This window comes from Mesorhizobium sp. B2-3-13, assembly GCF_006442195.1.
Lineage (GTDB): Bacteria > Pseudomonadota > Alphaproteobacteria > Rhizobiales > Rhizobiaceae > Mesorhizobium > Mesorhizobium salmacidum.
Genome location: NZ_VFVQ01000009.1, coordinates 1 through 15,908, shown reverse-complemented (window position 1 = coordinate 15,908; position 15,908 = coordinate 1). Strand labels below are relative to the sequence as shown.

At 63.5% G+C, this 15,908-nt stretch carries 18 protein-coding genes; 10 read left to right on the top strand and 8 right to left on the bottom strand.

Features of this window, described 5'->3' with window-relative positions:
• Window positions 1-46 precede the first annotated feature (46 nt).
• From FJ941_RS12590 to FJ941_RS12585, 3 genes are all read right to left on the bottom strand, one after another.
• The gene (locus FJ941_RS12590; protein ID WP_140505945.1) at window positions 47-829 is read right to left on the bottom strand and encodes a glucose 1-dehydrogenase; all 783 of its coding nucleotides are present in this window, start codon (window positions 827-829) and stop codon (window positions 47-49) included.
• 153 nt (window positions 830-982) lie between these two features.
• Window positions 983-1,150: a hypothetical protein gene (locus FJ941_RS28950; protein WP_181165906.1), complete on the bottom strand. Its 168-nt coding sequence runs from the start codon at window positions 1,148-1,150 to the stop codon at window positions 983-985.
• Window positions 1,151-1,304: 154 nt separating this feature from the next.
• The gene (locus FJ941_RS12585; protein ID WP_140505943.1) at window positions 1,305-1,916 is read right to left on the bottom strand and encodes a TIGR00730 family Rossman fold protein; all 612 of its coding nucleotides are present in this window, start codon (window positions 1,914-1,916) and stop codon (window positions 1,305-1,307) included.
• Between the two features lie 126 nt (window positions 1,917-2,042).
• Between FJ941_RS12585 and FJ941_RS12580 the strand changes: the two genes are divergently transcribed.
• The 4 genes from FJ941_RS12580 to FJ941_RS12565 all read left to right on the top strand — a co-directional run bounded on the left by FJ941_RS12580 (window position 2,043) and on the right by FJ941_RS12565 (window position 6,293).
• Window positions 2,043-3,515, top strand: coding sequence for a LysM peptidoglycan-binding domain-containing protein (locus FJ941_RS12580; protein WP_140505941.1), 1,473 nt, complete (start codon window positions 2,043-2,045; stop codon window positions 3,513-3,515).
• Window positions 3,516-3,592: 77 nt separating this feature from the next.
• A complete protein-coding gene (locus FJ941_RS12575) occupies window positions 3,593-3,940 on the top strand; it encodes a metalloregulator ArsR/SmtB family transcription factor (RefSeq protein WP_181165971.1) in 348 nt (115 codons plus the stop codon).
• 25 nt (window positions 3,941-3,965) lie between these two features.
• Entirely contained in the window at window positions 3,966-5,849 is a 1,884-nt protein-coding gene (locus FJ941_RS12570; RefSeq protein ID WP_140505939.1) for an ABC transporter ATP-binding protein/permease, read from the top strand.
• Window positions 5,850-5,939: 90 nt separating this feature from the next.
• A complete protein-coding gene (locus FJ941_RS12565) occupies window positions 5,940-6,293 on the top strand; it encodes an antibiotic biosynthesis monooxygenase (RefSeq protein ID WP_181169772.1) in 354 nt (117 codons plus the stop codon).
• On the opposite strand, the gene FJ941_RS12560 is transcribed toward FJ941_RS12565, so the two are convergent.
• On the bottom strand, window positions 6,290-7,156 hold the full coding sequence (locus tag FJ941_RS12560) for an SMP-30/gluconolactonase/LRE family protein (protein WP_140505937.1): 867 nt from the start codon (window positions 7,154-7,156) through the stop codon (window positions 6,290-6,292). The genes FJ941_RS12565 and FJ941_RS12560 overlap by 4 nt on opposite strands.
• A 237-nt stretch (window positions 7,157-7,393) precedes the next feature.
• Between FJ941_RS12560 and FJ941_RS12555 the strand changes: the two genes are divergently transcribed.
• The 4 genes from FJ941_RS12555 to FJ941_RS12540 all read left to right on the top strand — a co-directional run bounded on the left by FJ941_RS12555 (window position 7,394) and on the right by FJ941_RS12540 (window position 10,353).
• Entirely contained in the window at window positions 7,394-7,819 is a 426-nt protein-coding gene (locus FJ941_RS12555; RefSeq protein WP_140505935.1) for a DUF4375 domain-containing protein, read from the top strand.
• On the top strand, window positions 7,785-8,663 hold the full coding sequence (locus tag FJ941_RS12550) for a hypothetical protein (RefSeq protein ID WP_140749396.1): 879 nt from the start codon (window positions 7,785-7,787) through the stop codon (window positions 8,661-8,663). The genes FJ941_RS12555 and FJ941_RS12550 overlap by 35 nt, the downstream gene beginning before the upstream one ends.
• A gap of 170 nt (window positions 8,664-8,833) precedes the next feature.
• Window positions 8,834-9,532: a phosphatidylserine decarboxylase gene (locus tag FJ941_RS12545; RefSeq protein WP_140505931.1), complete on the top strand. Its 699-nt coding sequence runs from the start codon at window positions 8,834-8,836 to the stop codon at window positions 9,530-9,532.
• Between the two features lie 2 nt (window positions 9,533-9,534).
• On the top strand, window positions 9,535-10,353 hold the full coding sequence (locus FJ941_RS12540; RefSeq protein ID WP_027144146.1) for a phosphatidylcholine/phosphatidylserine synthase: 819 nt from the start codon (window positions 9,535-9,537) through the stop codon (window positions 10,351-10,353).
• Here FJ941_RS12540 and FJ941_RS12535 read toward each other — a convergent pair.
• From FJ941_RS12535 to FJ941_RS12520, 4 genes are all read right to left on the bottom strand, one after another.
• Window positions 10,350-10,943 carry a TetR/AcrR family transcriptional regulator gene (locus FJ941_RS12535; RefSeq protein WP_140505929.1) on the bottom strand — a complete coding sequence of 198 codons (594 nt, stop codon included), beginning with the start codon at window positions 10,941-10,943 and terminating at the stop codon, window positions 10,350-10,352. The genes FJ941_RS12540 and FJ941_RS12535 overlap by 4 nt on opposite strands.
• A 78-nt stretch (window positions 10,944-11,021) precedes the next feature.
• Window positions 11,022-11,822 (bottom strand): NAD(P)H-binding protein, encoded by an 801-nt coding sequence (locus FJ941_RS12530; RefSeq protein ID WP_140505927.1) that lies wholly within the window; start codon window positions 11,820-11,822, stop codon window positions 11,022-11,024.
• Between the two features lie 204 nt (window positions 11,823-12,026).
• A complete protein-coding gene (locus tag FJ941_RS12525) occupies window positions 12,027-14,249 on the bottom strand; it encodes an AMP-binding protein (RefSeq protein WP_140505925.1) in 2,223 nt (740 codons plus the stop codon).
• A gap of 103 nt (window positions 14,250-14,352) precedes the next feature.
• A complete protein-coding gene (locus FJ941_RS12520; RefSeq protein WP_140505923.1) occupies window positions 14,353-14,760 on the bottom strand; it encodes a 4-oxalocrotonate tautomerase family protein in 408 nt (135 codons plus the stop codon).
• 111 nt (window positions 14,761-14,871) lie between these two features.
• On the opposite strand from FJ941_RS12520, the gene FJ941_RS12515 reads away from it, so the two are divergent.
• Both FJ941_RS12515 and FJ941_RS29205 read left to right on the top strand, forming a co-directional pair.
• Window positions 14,872-15,735: a LysR substrate-binding domain-containing protein gene (locus FJ941_RS12515; RefSeq protein ID WP_140505921.1), complete on the top strand. Its 864-nt coding sequence runs from the start codon at window positions 14,872-14,874 to the stop codon at window positions 15,733-15,735.
• Window positions 15,701-15,908 (top strand): hypothetical protein (locus tag FJ941_RS29205; RefSeq protein ID WP_210242220.1); only part of this gene is annotated, 208 nt, incomplete at its 3' end. The genes FJ941_RS12515 and FJ941_RS29205, both read left to right, overlap by 35 nt.

Sequence of the window (15,908 nt, the reverse complement as noted above, 5' to 3'; positions counted from 1 at the left end):
CATGGCATGCCCGATTTGGTGTGACTGTTTGGTGACGGCGTGCCGCCTACAGGACGCTGGTGATCCCGCCATCCACCAGCAGCGTCTGTCCGCTCACGAAGCTGGCGGCGTCGGATGCCAGGAATACGGCGGCCCCCGCGAGTTCCCTCACTTCGCCCCAGCGCCGCATCGGTGTGCGGCCGGTCAGCCAGGCGGAGAATGTCTCGTCGGCGACCAGCGCGGAGTTGAGCTCGGTCATGAAATAGCCCGGCGCGATGGCGTTGACGCGCACGCCGTGCTGGCCCCATTCGCCGGCCATCGATTTGGTCAGCATGGTGATGGCGCCTTTGCTCGCCGCGTAAGGCGCGATCGAGGCGCGCGCGAGCACGCTCTGCACCGAGGAGACATTGATGATCGCCCCCCTTTGGCGGGCGATCATGCCCTTTACGACGGCCCGGCTCACCTTGAACACGCCGTCCAGGTTGGTGGCCATCAGCGCGTCCCAGTCGGCGTCGCTAAAGGTCTCCAGCGGCGCCCGTCGCTGGATGCCGGCATTGTTGACCAGGATGTCGATCGGTGCGGTGCCGGTTTCCGCCGCTGCGATCGCCTGGTCGACCGACTTCGTGTCGGTTACGTCGATCACTGCTTCAGCGATCGAATGGCCCGCGGCGCGCAGCCTGTCTGCGGCCGCTTTCAGATCGTCGGCCTTGCGGCCGCCGATCGTGACGCGAGCGCCCGCGCTCGCAAGCGCTTCCGCAAAGGCCAGGCCCAGGCCGCGGCTGGCGCCGGTGATGAAGGCATACTTGCCCTCGAGGCCGAACAGGCGGCTGAGATAGTCAGTCGAATGCAATTTTGCACCTTCATCGATTGCGATTTATCGCCGCCAGCGCGAAGGCTCGTCTGACCTCGGCAAGCGGCAGCACCAGCCTGCCGCGTGGCTTGATGACATGCAAGGCGCTTTGTCGCGCCTGGCTGACGGCCTCGGTTGTCGCGGCCGTCAGCCTCAGCGTTTCGGCCCAAACCCCGGATAGGGGTTGAGCGGCACGATCGCGGCAATGTCCATCATGCCGGCCTTGATCAGCGGCAAGGTGGCGAGATGGCCGCGCACATCCGCCGCGCCGCCCTCGATCCTGTTCCGCGACATGCCATGGTTCGGGCGCATGGTTTCCATCCACCTCGCCTGGCGGCGGCAGGACCGGCGCGTGGTGATCACTGACCTGCGGGAGGCTGCCCGGAGGGAGGGAGTAGGGGAGTAGGGGAGTAGGGGAGTAGGGGAAAAGTGTACACTCCGGAGACTGCAAACCTACTGCCCTACTCCCGTGACTCTACATCTTGTCGATCACCGACTGGACGCCTTCCGTCGGTGAATCGACCGAGGACCCGGCTACCATGATGGCGGCGACGATAGCCTCGGGATCGTTGACGACCAGCGGCTTCACACGCTGCGCGGTGTGAATGAAGCCCTCTGCCGCCATGTGATCAAGCAACGCCGTCATCGGGTCCCAGAATCCGTTGACATTGCCGAAGACGATCGGCTTGCGGTGATGGCCAAGTTGCGCCCAGGTCATGATCTCGACGATCTCCTCGACTGTGCCGATGCCACCAGGCAGCGCCACAAAGGCGTCGGATTTCTCGAACATCTTATGTTTGCGCTCGTGCATGTTGTAGGTGATCAACAACTCGTCGAGCCGGTCAAGCGCGGTTTCGGTTGCTTCCTTGTTGATGAGGAAGCGCGGAATGATGCCCGTCACCTTGCCGCCGGCCTTGAGTGCGCCTTCGGCGACGGCGCCCATGATGCCTTTGGTGCCGCCGCCATAGACCAGCCGCAGTCCTGCCTTGGCAATTGAGCGTCCAAGCAGGTGACCGGCCTTGGCATAGATTTCATCGCGGCCCGGAGACGAGCCGCAATAGACGCAGACGGATCGAATCGTGTTCATGCCGATGATTGGTGATTGGGTCTGAAAGCGCGGTCAAGCCCCAAGGGCTGAGAAGGCCGGGCTTTTTCTTGTCGGTCATGGCAAAACACGCTAGACCGGCGTTAGGTGGCTAAGGGGTAGGGAAATATGGCAATCAATCCACTGAAGGCGTTCCTGTTCGCGGCGGGTGGGACCGTCGCGGCCGTGGGAACCGCCTATGTATCGGGCGCGCTCGACCCGTATCTTCATCCAACGCCGCCGGCGGAAGTCGCGGCCTTGACGCCGCCCGCGGCGCCGAAGCCGGCCACGGAAGGGCGCCTGCCGGCTCCGGCGGTGCCGGCCGCTCCGGCCACAGCACCCCAGGCGACAGCTCCGTCAGCGCCCGCAACCGATGCGGCGCCTGCGGCGCCCGCGACGGCGGGTCCGATCGCCCCGACTTTCGACGTCGTTCGCGTTGAGGGCAACGGCTCGATCGTCATTGCCGGCAACGCGGCGCCCAACTCGAAGGTCGAAATCCTCGACGGCACGATGGTGATCGGCTCGACGGTGGCTGGCCCCGATGGTGCCTTTGTCATCGTGCTCGATGATCCGCTGAAGCCCGGCGACTATACAATCGCCTTGCGTTCGACGGTCGGCACGGTCGTGACCGCCTCGACGCAGACCGCCGTGGTCTCGGTGCCCGCGAATGCGGCTGGCCAGGTGCTGGCCATGGTCGAGGAGCCAGGCAAGCCGGCCGAACTGCTGACGGTCCCGGCGCCCGAGACAAAGCCTGCGCCGGCAACCGGCGACCAGGCCGCCGCTCCGGCTGCTGAAGCACCCGCGACGGTCGCTCCAGCGACCGCCGCGCCGGCGGCGACCGCGCCAGCCGTGGTTGAAGAAAAACCGGATCCGGCGGCACCGGCCGCGCCCGCGGGGGCTGTGACCGAACCTAAGATCGTCGTCGAGGCGGTCGAGATCGAAGGCAACAAGATCTTTGTCGCCGGTCTCGCCGATCCGGGCCGCAAGGTGCGCGCCTACGCCAACGACATTCTGCTCGGCGACGCACAGACCTCGTCGGACGGCCATTTCCTGGTCGAGGCGACGCGCGACATTCCGGTCGGCAATTATACCATTCATGTGGATGGCCTCGATGCCGATGGCGTGAAGGTGGTGGCTCGCGCCGCCGTGCCCTTCGAGCGCGAGCCGGGCGAGGCGGTCGCCGCTGTTGCCCCCGCCGAGGCCAAGCCCGCTGCACCTGCTGCGGAAGCACCAGCCGCTCCGGCGCCTGCTGTTGCCGCCGCTGCTCCAGCGGAGACCGCACCGGCCACCGAGGCTCCGGCCGTCGTCGCAGCAGCCACGCCGCCAAGCGAAGTGCCCGAAATCGTATGGCCCAAGCTCGAACATGCCGATGGCGCCGTCATCATCCGTCGCAACGATACACTGTGGCGGATTTCACGGCGGGTCTATGGTCACGGCACGCGCTACTCTACCATATACCTCGCCAACCAGGACCAGATCAGGAATCCGAACCGCATCTGGCCGGGGCAGGTGTTCAAAGTCCCGGAAAAGTCGAAGGAAGGCGAAGCCGCCGATTTCAAGGCGATGGGTAAACAGGCGACCACCGCGACGAGGACGGAGTAGGGAGACCGGCAATTCCGGCGATCTACCCATCGGCCTAGCTTGCCCTGTCATCGGTCATCGTCTATCGCCGATGAACGATGACAGAGTGCTTCCCCATACCAGACCACGCCGTCTCGGCACCGTCCGGCCGCATGCCGGACAGTCGCGCTGTCGCGGCGCGGTTCGCAGCGCTTTCGCATCCGGCCCGGATCGAGATACTGAAGCATCTGTCCGCCAGCAATTCCTGCTGCTGCCGTGAGGTCGTCGATCATTTCGATCTGGCGCAGTCGACCATCTCACAGCATCTGAAAATCTTGGTCGAGGCCGGCCTTGTCCGGTTCGAGCCCGACCGTCAGCGATCGCGCTATGCGGTCGATCGCGCGGCACTTGCCGACGTATCGGCATCGCTGGGCGCACTCATCAATTCCTGCTGCTCCGGCCGCTGACCCTCTCACCCAAAAGGCAAGAAAAGTGGCCGAAAAAACCGTCTCCGCCGACACCTCGACACTCGCGACATTGCGCAATCTCTGGCCCTATATGTGGCCGGCCGACCGCGCCGACCTCAGGGCACGGGTGACCTGGGCGACGCTGCTGCTGGTCGTGGCCAAGGTGACGCTGGTCGCCGGTCCCTATTTCTTCAAATGGGCAACCGATGCGCTGGCGGGCGGCTTCAAAACACCCCCGCCGCTGCCGTCGTTCATGCTCGCCCCGGTGATGCTGGTCGTTGCCTATAATGTGCTGAGGCTCGTCCAACTCGGCTTCAACCAACTGCGGGATGCGCTGTTTGCCCGTGTCGGCCAGCATGCGGTACGCCAGCTTGCCTTCCGCACCTTCGTGCACATGCATCAGCTGTCGCTGCGCTTCCACCTGGAGCGCCGCACCGGCGGCCTGTCGCGCATCATCGAGCGCGGCACCAAGGGCATTGAGACGATCGTGCGCTTCATCATGCTCAACACGGCGCCGACGATCCTCGAATTCGCGCTGACCGCCGGCATATTCGGCTTCACCTATGGCTGGAAATATGTGGCCGTCGTGGCGATCACCGTCTGCGTCTACGTCTGGTTCACCGTCAAGGCGAGCGACTGGCGCATCTCGATCCGCCGCGATATGAACGACAGCGACACCGACGCCAACACCAAGGCGATCGACTCGCTGCTCAATTTCGAGACGGTCAAATATTTCACCAATGAGCGCATGGAGGCCGAGCGCTTCGACCGCTCGATGGCGCGTTACGAGATCGCCGCCACCAAGACCTGGACCTCGCTCGGCTGGCTGAACTTTGGCCAGGGCTTCATCTTCGGCGTCGGCACGGTCGTCGTCATGTGCATGTCGGCGCTGGAGGTGCAGGCCGGTACCCAGAGCGTCGGCGATTTCGTTTTCATCAATGCCATGCTGGTGCAGCTTTCGGTGCCGCTCAACTTCATCGGCTTCATCTACCGCGAAATCCGGCAAGGGTTGACCGACATCGAGCACATGTTCGACCTGCTCGACGTTCCGCAGGAGATCGTCGACAAGCCCAACGCCAAGCCGCTGGCCGTCAGCGCCGGCAAGGTCGAGTTCCGCGACGTCCACTTTTCCTATGATCCGAACCGCAAGATCCTGAAAGGCGTCTCCTTCGAAGTGCCGGCCGGCAAGACGGTTGCCATTGTCGGGCCGTCGGGCGCGGGCAAGTCGACCATTTCGCGGCTGCTGTTCCGCTTCTATGACGTACAGGGTGGCCAGGTGTTGATCGACGGCCAGGATATCAAGGACGTGACGCAGGACAGCCTGCGCGCGGTGCTCGGCATGGTGCCGCAGGACACGGTGCTGTTCAACGACACCATCGCCTATAACATCCGTTATGGCCGTGTCAGCGCCAGTGAGGAGGAGGTGCGCAAGGCCGCCGAACTCGCCCAGATCGGACCGTTCATCGAGAAGCTGCCCGACGGCTACAAGTCGATGGTCGGCGAGCGCGGGCTGAAGCTTTCCGGTGGCGAGAAGCAACGCGTGGCGATCGCCCGCACCATCCTGAAGGCCCCGCCGATCCTGATGCTCGACGAAGCCACTTCGGCGCTCGACAGCCACACCGAGCAGGAGATCCAGGCCGCGCTCGACCTGGTCAGCAAGGGCCGCACCACCATCGTCATAGCCCACCGCCTGTCGACGGTGATTTCGGCCGACGAGATCATCGTGCTCAAGGATGGGCAGATCGCCGAGCGCGGCACCCATGTCGAGCTGATGCGAAAGCACGGCCTCTACGCCTCGATGTGGGACCGCCAGCGCGAGGCGACCGAAGCCGAGGAGCGGCTGCGCATTGCCCGCGAAAGCGACGAACTGGGTGTCGTCGTGCGCAGGCGCACGTCGGAGATGTCGTAGCTCATAAAAAGCCGCTTGACCTCAACCTAAGTTGAGATTGTAGACCGTCGCCCGAGAGCCGAAAGACAGCCTCCTCGAGGACGGAATCAAATGGATATCAGCTTTACGAATCAAGACGTTAATGGCGGCAGCGTGTTCAGGGTCGACAAGTTCGTCGTACCCGCCGATGCCCGCGACGAGATCCTCACAAAGGTGAAGACGACGCATGAGTTGCTGCGTCTGCAGCAAGGCTTCGTCCAGGACTTCCTGCTTGAGCAATTCTCCGGGCCGGGCGAGTTCAACCTCGTCACCATCGTCGAATGGGAAAGCCAGGCTGCCGTCGACAAGGTCGTGCCGATCGTCAAGGCGGCGCACGAGCGCATAGCCTTCAACCCGCAGGAGACGATCGCCCGGCTCGGAGTTCGGGCTGATATCGCCAACTATCAGCGCGTGCCTGGACTCTAACCAGGCCAACCCGCGCCAGGTGCCGGCGCTTCGATGCCGAGCACCTGGCCGGTGCGGGCGTCGCTTGTCATGTGCTCGAAGCCGCGCCACTGGGCGGCGGTGATGAACAGCGTTTTCCTGTCCGCACCGCCCAGCATGCAGGCAAAACAGCCGCGATCGGCGGCGACGGTTTGCAAGACGTCACCGCCTTCGCGCACCCGCACGCAGTGCTTGTTGGGAACGTCGGCATACCAGGCCGCCCCCTCGGCATCGAGGCAGATGCCGTCAGGGTATCCATCGAGATCGGCCCAGATGCGTCGGTTGGACAAGGAGCCGTCGGAGGCAATGTCGAAAGCGGTCAGCCTGTTGGCATGGGATTCGGCAATGATCAGCGTCTTGTTATCAGGGGTCACAGCCATGCCGTTGGCGAAGGCGATAGCGTCCGCCACTTGCCTGACCTTTCCATCCCGTGTGACCAAGACGATGGTGCCGGGGCCGAAATGCTGGCCCGCCGCCGGAGCCGGCCCGCCGCCATTGACATAGACATTGCCCCGCCCATCGACGACGATCTCGTTCCACGGGCTTTTCGAGAGGCCGCGCAGATCCGCATGAGTGACGAGCGAGCCACCGGCTTCCTGCCGCAACAGCAGGCCCTCGCGGCCTGAGACAACCAGCAGACGACCATCCGGCAGCCAGTCGATGGAGTAGGGCAGGACAGCCGGAACCCTGAGCATGACCTCGCTGTTGCCGTGCGCATCGACGGCAATGATCTCGCCGGTGCCCCAGTTGCAGACCCAAAGGCGTCCGTCGTGCCAACGCGGCGATTCGCCGAAGGCGAGACCGTCAACCACGACACGCGCTGGGGGAGGAGATTGGTTCTGCATGGCGAGACTCCTTGTTGCGCGACAGTCGTACCGGACGTCGCCGCCTCCCAAGGACGAGTAAGGGACGAATGTCCCGACATGATCACGGCAATTTTTATGCACCGGAATGCTGTCCACTCCTTTCTATGGCGAAGTGCGATGGATCAGGCTCTAGGTCCATTATCCCTTGTGCTGCTGATATTGTTTCATCACAATAATTCACTGAAACTTACTCGTGGCACCTAGGAAAATTTTTGGATGTTTGACTTCTTCTCGCGAAAATCCAAGAGAAGTCCCAAAATTCCCTCAGGAGTTCAATCTCCCGCTGCGGCGCATGAATCGCGCGCCGAGTCCTTGTTGCCGGTGATCGTGCCTCGGTCGACTGTGGATCAGGCGAACGAAAAGCCTTTTGAAATCGTTTTTGCTGTCCAGAAATTCATCCACAGCATTGTTTCGGAGGGGCTCTACCGCAAATCGGAGCTCAACCCGAAGGCGATGCAGGTCTCGCATGCTGATTTGTATTCGACGGAGATAGCGAACGGCGGCCATAGTCAATTCATTCATAATGCCGGCGGGGCGTTCGACACTATGGTTGCAAACGCTCGTGCCGGTCTCACGGCCATTGGAGCAAAAGGGCAGTTGGCGACTCTTGAAAAGATGTCCACCTGGGTCTCCGAACCCTGACGAGGCCGAGGAACAGACTGGCTTCGAGGGTGGCCGCGCCGATTTTCTCGACACACTTGACGATGCCTTCTACGTCGCCGACGAAGCTTCGCCGATGTGCGACCTGCTGGCGCGCTGGATCGTGTCATGGCCTGACCTTCGAGTTGTGGAAGACGAGGTCTGCGATGAAGCCATACTTCAGTTGGCAATGGCCAATCCCCGTCGCGAATCTCGGCTTCTCCACCGGTCGGTCGCCGAGCTCGTCGGCCAGATGATCAGCAAGCGCCATGTTGGCGTAGGTCTCGCTTGCGCCAATGCAGCGCCACCCGAAGTCAAGTTATCGATTGGCATGGTGAGGATGTTGGATGTCGATGGCGAGAAGCAACTGGTTTTTCAACTGCTGACCAATGCGAATGAGCCTCGCCTGTGCGTGGCTACGGAAAGCCATGCGGCTGTTTATGAATGCGGAGCTCCCGAAACACCGTCGATTGCTCGCCCAGGTGAAAATATATTAGCGGCCGGCGCGCCTCGTGTTGGCCGCAGGCTCGGGCAGGTGGACGGGCAATTGGTGGCAAAATTGATTGAGCTGGCGGAGGAGTACCACGCGCCGGTTGCCGTCGATCTCCTGTTGCGAAAGGTTGGGCTCGATCCGATGAAGGCTGTCGTATCGGCGAATTCCGTTGCCCAGCGCGAGGAAGGGCCGGTTGTGAAGTGGGTGGTGATGGCTGGTGGTCACGCTTTTCTCTTCCAGTCGTATCCGGAGCGTGGTGTGCTGCTCCGCGGCGATAACGAGGAAAGTCTGGCAGAGGCTGATCGAAATGAGCTTGAGGAGTATTTTGACCTCACGGTAGCAGCTGGCGAATAGATTGTTTGTGGCGGCTCTGCGCGATCGTCCTTGCCGATGCCGCTCTGCTCGACGGCCAGCGCGCCCGCCATCGCGGCGGAAGCTGAAGACGAACCCGCGCCGCCCATTGTCGCGTTGCGGGCAGGGGGTGTTTCCGCTATTGAGGCCGGACCTGAAACAGGGACCGCCCCATGAGCCTTGTCGACACGGTCAAGAACGCGTTCGTACCGATCCATCGCGAAGGTTATCCCTTCATCGCGGCCTTTGGCGCGGCGACGCTCTTCCTCGGCTATTTCTCCTCGATCCTGTTCTGGATCGGCCTGATCCTGACCGCCTGGTGCGTCTATTTCTTCCGCGACCCCGAGCGCGTCACGCCTGTCGACGACCGCCTAGTGGTGAGCCCCGCCGATGGCATAATCTCGGCGGTCGGGCCGGCCGTGCCACCGCGCGAGCTTGGCCTCGGCAATGTCGAGATGACCCGCATCTCCGTGTTCATGAATGTCTTTTCCTGCCACGTGAACCGCTCTCCGGTTCGCGGCCGCATCACCAAGATTGAACATCGGCCCGGAAAGTTCCTCAATGCCGAACTGGACAAGGCGAGCACCGAAAACGAGCGCAACGGCCTGGTCATCGAGAGCCCCAACGGCACGGTGGCGGCAGTCCAGATCGCCGGCCTGGTGGCGCGCCGCATTGTCTGCTGGACCGAGGCCGGCGCTTCGATCGGCACCGGCGAGCGTTTCGGCCTGATCCGTTTCGGCTCGCGCGTCGACGTATTCCTGCCTTTGGCCGCCACGCCGCGTGTTGCCGTTGGCCAGACGGCGGTCGGCGGCGAAACCGTGCTGGCCGAGTTCGGCGGCGTCGTCGGCACGCCCCTCGTGCGGATTTCCTGACGGTGGGCACGCAGTATAAAAAATTCGAAGCCCATGCCAGCGGCGGTCCGCGCATCCGCGAGATCCCGATGCGCATGGTGTTGCCCAACCTGGTCACCGTGCTCGCTATCTGCGCCGGCCTGTCCGGCATCCGCTTCGGCTTCGAGGGGCGTTTCGAGCCGGCGGTGGTGATGGTGCTGCTGGCTGCTTTCCTCGACGGCATAGACGGCCGCTTGGCGCGGATGCTGAAGGCGACCTCCAAATTCGGCGCGCAGATGGATTCGCTGGCCGATATCGTCAATTTCGGTGTCGCGCCAGCACTGGTGCTCTATGCCTTCCTGCTCGACCGTGCCGGCTCGCCGGGCTGGATCGCGGCACTGCTGTTTGCGATCGCCTGTGGGTTGCGGCTGGCGCGTTTCAACGTGCTCGACGACGAGAAAGCCGAGCGCCCGATATGGCAGACCGAATATTTCGTCGGTGTGCCGGCGCCGGCGGGTGCCGTGCTGGTGATGCTGCCGCTCTACCTCTATTTCCTTCGCCTTGGGGTTGAGCCCAGCCGGCCGGCCGCCTTCGTCGCCACCGGCTTCACCATCCTGGTCGCCTTCCTGCTGGTCAGCCGGTTGCCGGTTTATTCCGGCAAGAACGTCAAGATCCCTGGCGACAGGGTGCTGCCGGTCATCCTCGCCGTCGTCCTATACGTCCTCCTGCTGATGACCTATCCCTGGTACACGCTGACGGCATCGGTCGCGGGCTACCTGATCTTCCTGCCGTTTTCCGTGCGCGCCTACTCCAAGCGCGCCAAGCTGGAAGGCGAGAAGGTGCCGCCTTCGGATATAGGTTAGGGCCGCAGGCCCCGGATCAGCAAATCGGTCCAGGCGGACGCGAAGCGTTCGTCGCTGACCTCGATCGAGCGCTCGGTCCAGATCGCTTCGAAGACGCGGAACATGGCGACGCTGCCGACGATGACGGCGGCGACCGCGTCGCTGTCATGGGAGCGCAGTTCGCCTTGGCGCTGGCGCTCCCGCAGCCATTCGGCGACTGCGTGGTAGGTGCTCTGCATGATCTCGCCACGCGCCGAGGCTTTCAATTCCGGGAAGTGCTCGAGATCGCGCCACAGGATTCTGAGCATGTCGCGATTCGCGCCGAGTTTTTCCAGCATACCCTCCACGATCCGCCGTGCCCCCTGATCGGCAGGAAGCACCTGTTCGCCCAGTTCGGCCCGTCCCTCCCGTGCCGTTCCAACAAACCGGTCGATAGCCGCGGCAAGCAGCGCTTCCTTCGAGGGAAAGTGCTTATAGAGCGCACCCGAGCCACGCGACAGGCCGGCGGCCTCCTGAATTTCGGGAACGCTGGTCCGGTCATAGCCGCGCTCGGCGAACAGGCGGATGGCTTCGCGTAAAATGCGCTCGCGTCCTGCGGATGGCGGCCTCATGGCTATTCCTGTTCACCCGATCCTGGCGGCGGGGGTTAGCGCTCGACAACACCATCCCGGTGCGAAATCAGGGCTCGCTCACCGCGCGCTTCCACCCTGCTCGGAAAGCCATGCCTTCCATGTTCTTTCTCCCAGCCGCTCGCTGGTTTCAACCAGACCCAGGCCAAGGCTTATCTTTTGACTGACTGGCAACGGCAGAATGAGACGCCGCAGCCCGAGCGCATCGCGGTACTGTCTAGCGAATGTCGAGAACGGCATCACCTCGGGTCCGCCGATCTGCGGGCGGACGCCGCGTTCCCCATCGCTGACAGCCTGGGCCAGATAGCTGGCGACGTCGCGCGTATCGACGGGATTTGAGGGCGAGGTCGGCAGCGGCCAGACCGGCAGCCATTTCAGCCCGGCCAGCATCTGCGCCAGAAGGTAAAAGAATGGCGTCGCGCGGATGACCGACCACGAAAGCGGCGACGTCCGCACAAGCTGCTCGCCGGCCAGCTTCACGCGGCTATAGGGCAGGGTGCTGAAGTCGAGGCCGACGATCGACACGAAAATGAAATGCGAGACATCTGCGCGCTGCGATGCGGCAAGCAGCCGCCGCGTGCCCTCGACGTCGACATCGGATGGACTGGAGAAGAAATCGATCGGCCGCATACCGCGCCTGGCGATCGGCGACAGCGTCGCCGCATGGATGACCGTATCGATGCCGCCAAGGGCTTCATCGATGCCTTCGCCCATTGCGAGATCGCCGAGCGCCCATTCCACGGAGCGGTCCAGCCCAGCTTTCCTGGCCAGCAACGTGACGGCGTGCCCGGAAGCGGTCAGTGCCGGCACGAGATCGCGTCCGAGATGTCCGGTGCCGCCGGTGACGAGGATTTTTGCCATTCAGGATCTCCTTGCCGTGCAAAGGAGGTGTCATATCGCGCTGGCTGGAAACAGGCATGCTCAGCGTCTCTTTCCATCGTGAGTGAATACTCTCTCACCTATGATTTGTCCATCTGAATCGCTGCGGCACGACGGCGCAATCATGGGTCGGGCGATCTCGAAAGGAGTAGTTTATTCAGCGATTGTATCAAACTCTGAACGGCTCTAAGCCGCCACGCCAAGCCCCAGCCGGTCGATCGCCAGCTTCCTGGTCGATACATAATCGGTCTTGCCCGAACCGAGCACCGGGATTTCTTCGACCTTGACGATGTCGTTGGGCACCATCAGTTCGGCCGCTCCAGCCTTTTTGCCGAACTGTCGCAGCTCCTCGGCGCTTGCCTCGTCTGCGGTGGTGACCAGTACGATGCGCTCGCCGCGCCTCTTGTCCGGCACCGCTACCGCCGCATGGCGTTCTTCCGGCCAAAGCGACTGCACCAGCATCTCGACCGCGCCCAGCGACACCATCTCGCCGGCGATCTTGGCGAAGCGCTTGGCGCGGCCGCGAATGGTGATGAAGCCTTCGCGGTCGACGGCGACGATGTCGCCGGTGTCATGCCAGCCGGTCAGCGGCTGTAGCTCGCCGGGTCGGTCCGCGGTCATGTAGCCCATCATCATGTTCGGCCCGTCGAGCCACAACTGGCCGGCATCATCGATGCCTTCGACCGGCTCCAGCTTCATGCGCATGGCCGGCAGCAGCCGCCCGACCGTGCCGTCGCGGCCGTGGATCGCGGTGTTGACGGCAACCACGGGCGCCGCCTCGGTAAGCCCGAAACCTTCGATGATCTCGGCCTGGAAGCGTTCGCGATAGACGCGGCGGGTATCCTGCTTCACCGCCTCTGCGCCGGCGACGATGAAGCGCAGGCTGGAAAAATCTCCGTCCTTGGCGGTGCGGGCATAGTTGGCGAGGAACGTATCGGTGCCGAACATGATGGTCGGTTTCACCTTGCGCGCAATCTCGGGGATGATCTTGTAGTGGAGAGGCGAGGGATAGAGGAACAGCTTCACCCCGGTGACCAGCGGTAGAATGGTGCCGCCCGTCAGGCCGAACGAATGGAACACCGGCAGCACGTTGAGCAGGATGTCCGCCGGCGAGATGGTGATCCGCGCCTCGGCCTGCATGGCATTGGCGAAAAGGTTCTTCTGCGACAGGACGACCGCCTTCGGCGTGCCTTCCGAACCCGAGGTGAACAGGATCACGCCCGGCTTGGCCGCATCCTGTCGCTGCAGCGGCAGACGCCACAGCAAGGCGGCTGCAAGCTTGTCCAGCGCGGTGACGCTCTGGCGTACGTCTTCCAGCCACAGCAGCCTGGCGCCGCCCTTTTCGGCCGCGGCGACGATATCGGCGAGATCGGCCTTCTCGACGAAGGCGCGCGAAGAAACAACGGTGCGGATGACGGCCGTGCGCACCGCTGCGGTGACGCTTGCCGGCCCGGCCGTGTAATTGATCATCGCCGCCACCCGGCTCGCCGAGAGAAGGCCGACGAATGACAGCACGACACCATTGGCGTTGGGCAGCATCAGTCCAACAGCCTCTCCCGGCGCCGTCACCGCCTCGAAGCGCCTGCCCAGCACGCGGGCGCCGATGAACATCTTGCGGTAGCTCAGGGCCCCCGAGATGACATCTTCGATGATGGTATGCGAGGCGCCGACATGATCAGCGGCATCGCGCATGGCCAGGAACAGGCCTCGGTCGAGGTCGGTGCCGAAAAGCCGGGCTTCGGCAACCCGGTCGAACAGCGCGTTGGTGTTCGAGGCCTGGTCTGGATTGCGCGCCACCAGTTCGGCGATCGTCATCGGCTCCAGAACACTGATCGACAGCCGTGGGAACCAGTGACGGGGTGCCTTGTCCTTAGGCGTCAACGAGACCGGCAGGTTGCGTGCGCCAGCGACGAAGATCGGCACGATGCGGGCATCGGCCTGCATGGCGATGCGGGTAACGGCGCGAAACAGCCGAAACGTCTTGACGTCGGGCTCGACCGCGTCCGGCAGATAGACGGCTAGCCGGCCCTTGCCCTTCAGCACGCGTACCAGCCGGCGGCTGACGAAGACATGTTCAGCGTTGAAGGCAATGGTGCGGCCGAGTTCGCGCCATGGCTCGAGCCATGGCGAGCGCGCCGAAACCTCGTCGAGTATATGCAGCGTGTCGTCGGGCAGCAGCGACAGCATCAGCGCCGGCTCGAAGCGCGACTGGTGCGAGATGACATAGATGACCGGCACCTGCGCCCTGCGGGCGAGCCTGATGCGATTGTCGCTGATCCGGTAGGCGAGCTTGAACGGCACGTAAAGCAGCGTCTGGGTGAAGCGCAGGCCGAGGCGGAATTTCTCCATCACGCCGATCAGCAGCCAGGCCACAACCAGACCCGCAAGCAGCGCCAGTGTCAGGACCATGCCGCGTCTCTCCCAACGATTTTGTCATTGCGGCTCTTGTACGGCCGCTTCGGGAGCAGAGCCTAACGGAAGTCGGGGCAAGGTCAATGCGAAAGGGGCGCCCTCACGCCGGCTTCAGCCGTCCGCTGATGAAACGGAACTCCTGCGTCTTGCCGCCATAGCCGTAGGCGGCTGCCGGAACCTCGTGCACGAAAGCATAGCTTTCCTGGTGCACGCCGCCCAACAGGCGGCCAAAGGCGTCGAAGATCGCTTTGAGATACGCTTCCAGTTCGAGCTTGGTGTTGGTGCCGTCGACCACCTTGATGTCGAGCCAGAACGTGTTGGTGCCGTGCTCGGCGAGCGACTTGCCGCCGGCGAACCAGTGCTGCGGATCGAGATAGGACACGGCCACCGCGGTGATCGTCGGGTCCTTGCGCAGGTGCGCGGCGGTGATTTCGGTTATTTCCCTGGCGATCTCGGCGGACAGGGTGGCGTCTGGCTTGCCGGTGACGCTGACATTGACGATGGGCATTTTTCTTCTCCTGATTTGACCGGCGTCGGTCGCCGTTGGAGAGACCGTGCCATCATTCTAGAATCAAAAAAAACGAATTGTTTTCAACTTAAGATTCGATAATATCGAATTATGGAAACGCTCGATCCCGACCTGCTCAGAACCTTCCTTGCGTTCGTCGACAGCGGTTCGCTGGCGCGGGCGGCGGCCAGTGTCGGCCGCTCGCCGTCCGCGGTAACGGCCCAGATGCAGCGTCTGGAAGAGATTGTAGGCGAGCTGCTTCTGGCGCCGCAGGGCAGAGGTCGCGGTCTGACCCTGGCAGGCGAGGACCTCGTCGGCCATGCCAGGCGCATTCTTGCCGTGCATCGCGAAGCGTGGCTGGCGCTGAAAGGCGCACGCGCTGCCGGGCGCGTCGCCATCGGCACGACACAGGATTTCGCCGATAGCGGCCTGCCGGACCTGCTGCGTGCCTTCGCCTCCAGCCATCCGCGCGTCAGGATCGAACTGCGTGTCGGCCGCTCCGCCGAGCTGGCGCAGGCGCTGCAGGCCGGCAGCCTCGATCTGGCGATCGTCATGCGCCAGACGGCGGCACCAGACGAGGTCGGGGTCCTGTGTGAGCCGATGATATGGCTGTGTTCGAGCAAGGGGCTGGCCTCGCGGCAGGAAGAATTGCCGCTGGCGCTGCTTGATCCCTATTGCGGGTTTCGCGAGGCGGCACTCGCCGCGCTCGATGCCGCCGGCCGCCACTACCGCATCGCTGCCGGCAGCGCCAGCCTGGCCGGCCTGCGTACCGCGGTGAATGCCGGCGTGGCGCTGACCTTGCGAACTTCACGCTTTGCCCATTCCGGCATTGTCGAAGCACCGCGCGAGCTTGGCCTGCCGCAGGTGCCGATGGCTGAGTTCGCGATCCGGCTGCGCGCCGGCGCCGATGCGTCCGCGAGCGATCTGGCGGCGTTGCTGGGTGCCAACCTGGCTCTCTCCGGATCGCCTGGTTGAATTCAACGAGGCCACATTCCGTCATCAGCCTGTTGGCAAAGAAAAAGCCGACCTTGCGGTCGGGCCGGTCTTTTGCAAAGAAAAAGCCGACCTTGCGGTCGGGCCGGTCTATTGCAAAGAAAAAGCCGACCTTGCGGTCGGCTTGGGAGTGAGACGGGCCGAGGGGTTTGGGG

Coding starts and splice junctions, on each gene's coding strand:
- FJ941_RS12555 (WP_140505935.1), top strand. CDS start 7,394: ATGTTTGACTTCTTCTCGCGAAAATCCAAGAGAAGTCCCAAAATTCCC.
- FJ941_RS12580 (WP_140505941.1), top strand. CDS start 2,043: ATGGCAATCAATCCACTGAAGGCGTTCCTGTTCGCGGCGGGTGGGACC.
- FJ941_RS28950 (WP_181165906.1), bottom strand. CDS start 1,150: ATGGAAACCATGCGCCCGAACCATGGCATGTCGCGGAACAGGATCGAG.
- FJ941_RS12530 (WP_140505927.1), bottom strand. CDS start 11,822: ATGGCAAAAATCCTCGTCACCGGCGGCACCGGACATCTCGGACGCGAT.
- FJ941_RS12565 (WP_181169772.1), top strand. CDS start 5,940: ATGGATATCAGCTTTACGAATCAAGACGTTAATGGCGGCAGCGTGTTC.
- FJ941_RS12520 (WP_140505923.1), bottom strand. CDS start 14,760: ATGCCCATCGTCAATGTCAGCGTCACCGGCAAGCCAGACGCCACCCTG.
- FJ941_RS12535 (WP_140505929.1), bottom strand. CDS start 10,943: ATGAGGCCGCCATCCGCAGGACGCGAGCGCATTTTACGCGAAGCCATC.
- FJ941_RS12585 (WP_140505943.1), bottom strand. CDS start 1,916: ATGAACACGATTCGATCCGTCTGCGTCTATTGCGGCTCGTCTCCGGGC.
- FJ941_RS12525 (WP_140505925.1), bottom strand. CDS start 14,249: ATGGTCCTGACACTGGCGCTGCTTGCGGGTCTGGTTGTGGCCTGGCTG.
- FJ941_RS12545 (WP_140505931.1), top strand. CDS start 8,834: ATGAGCCTTGTCGACACGGTCAAGAACGCGTTCGTACCGATCCATCGC.
- FJ941_RS12575 (WP_181165971.1), top strand. CDS start 3,593: ATGACAGAGTGCTTCCCCATACCAGACCACGCCGTCTCGGCACCGTCC.
- FJ941_RS12515 (WP_140505921.1), top strand. CDS start 14,872: ATGGAAACGCTCGATCCCGACCTGCTCAGAACCTTCCTTGCGTTCGTC.
- FJ941_RS12560 (WP_140505937.1), bottom strand. CDS start 7,156: ATGCAGAACCAATCTCCTCCCCCAGCGCGTGTCGTGGTTGACGGTCTC.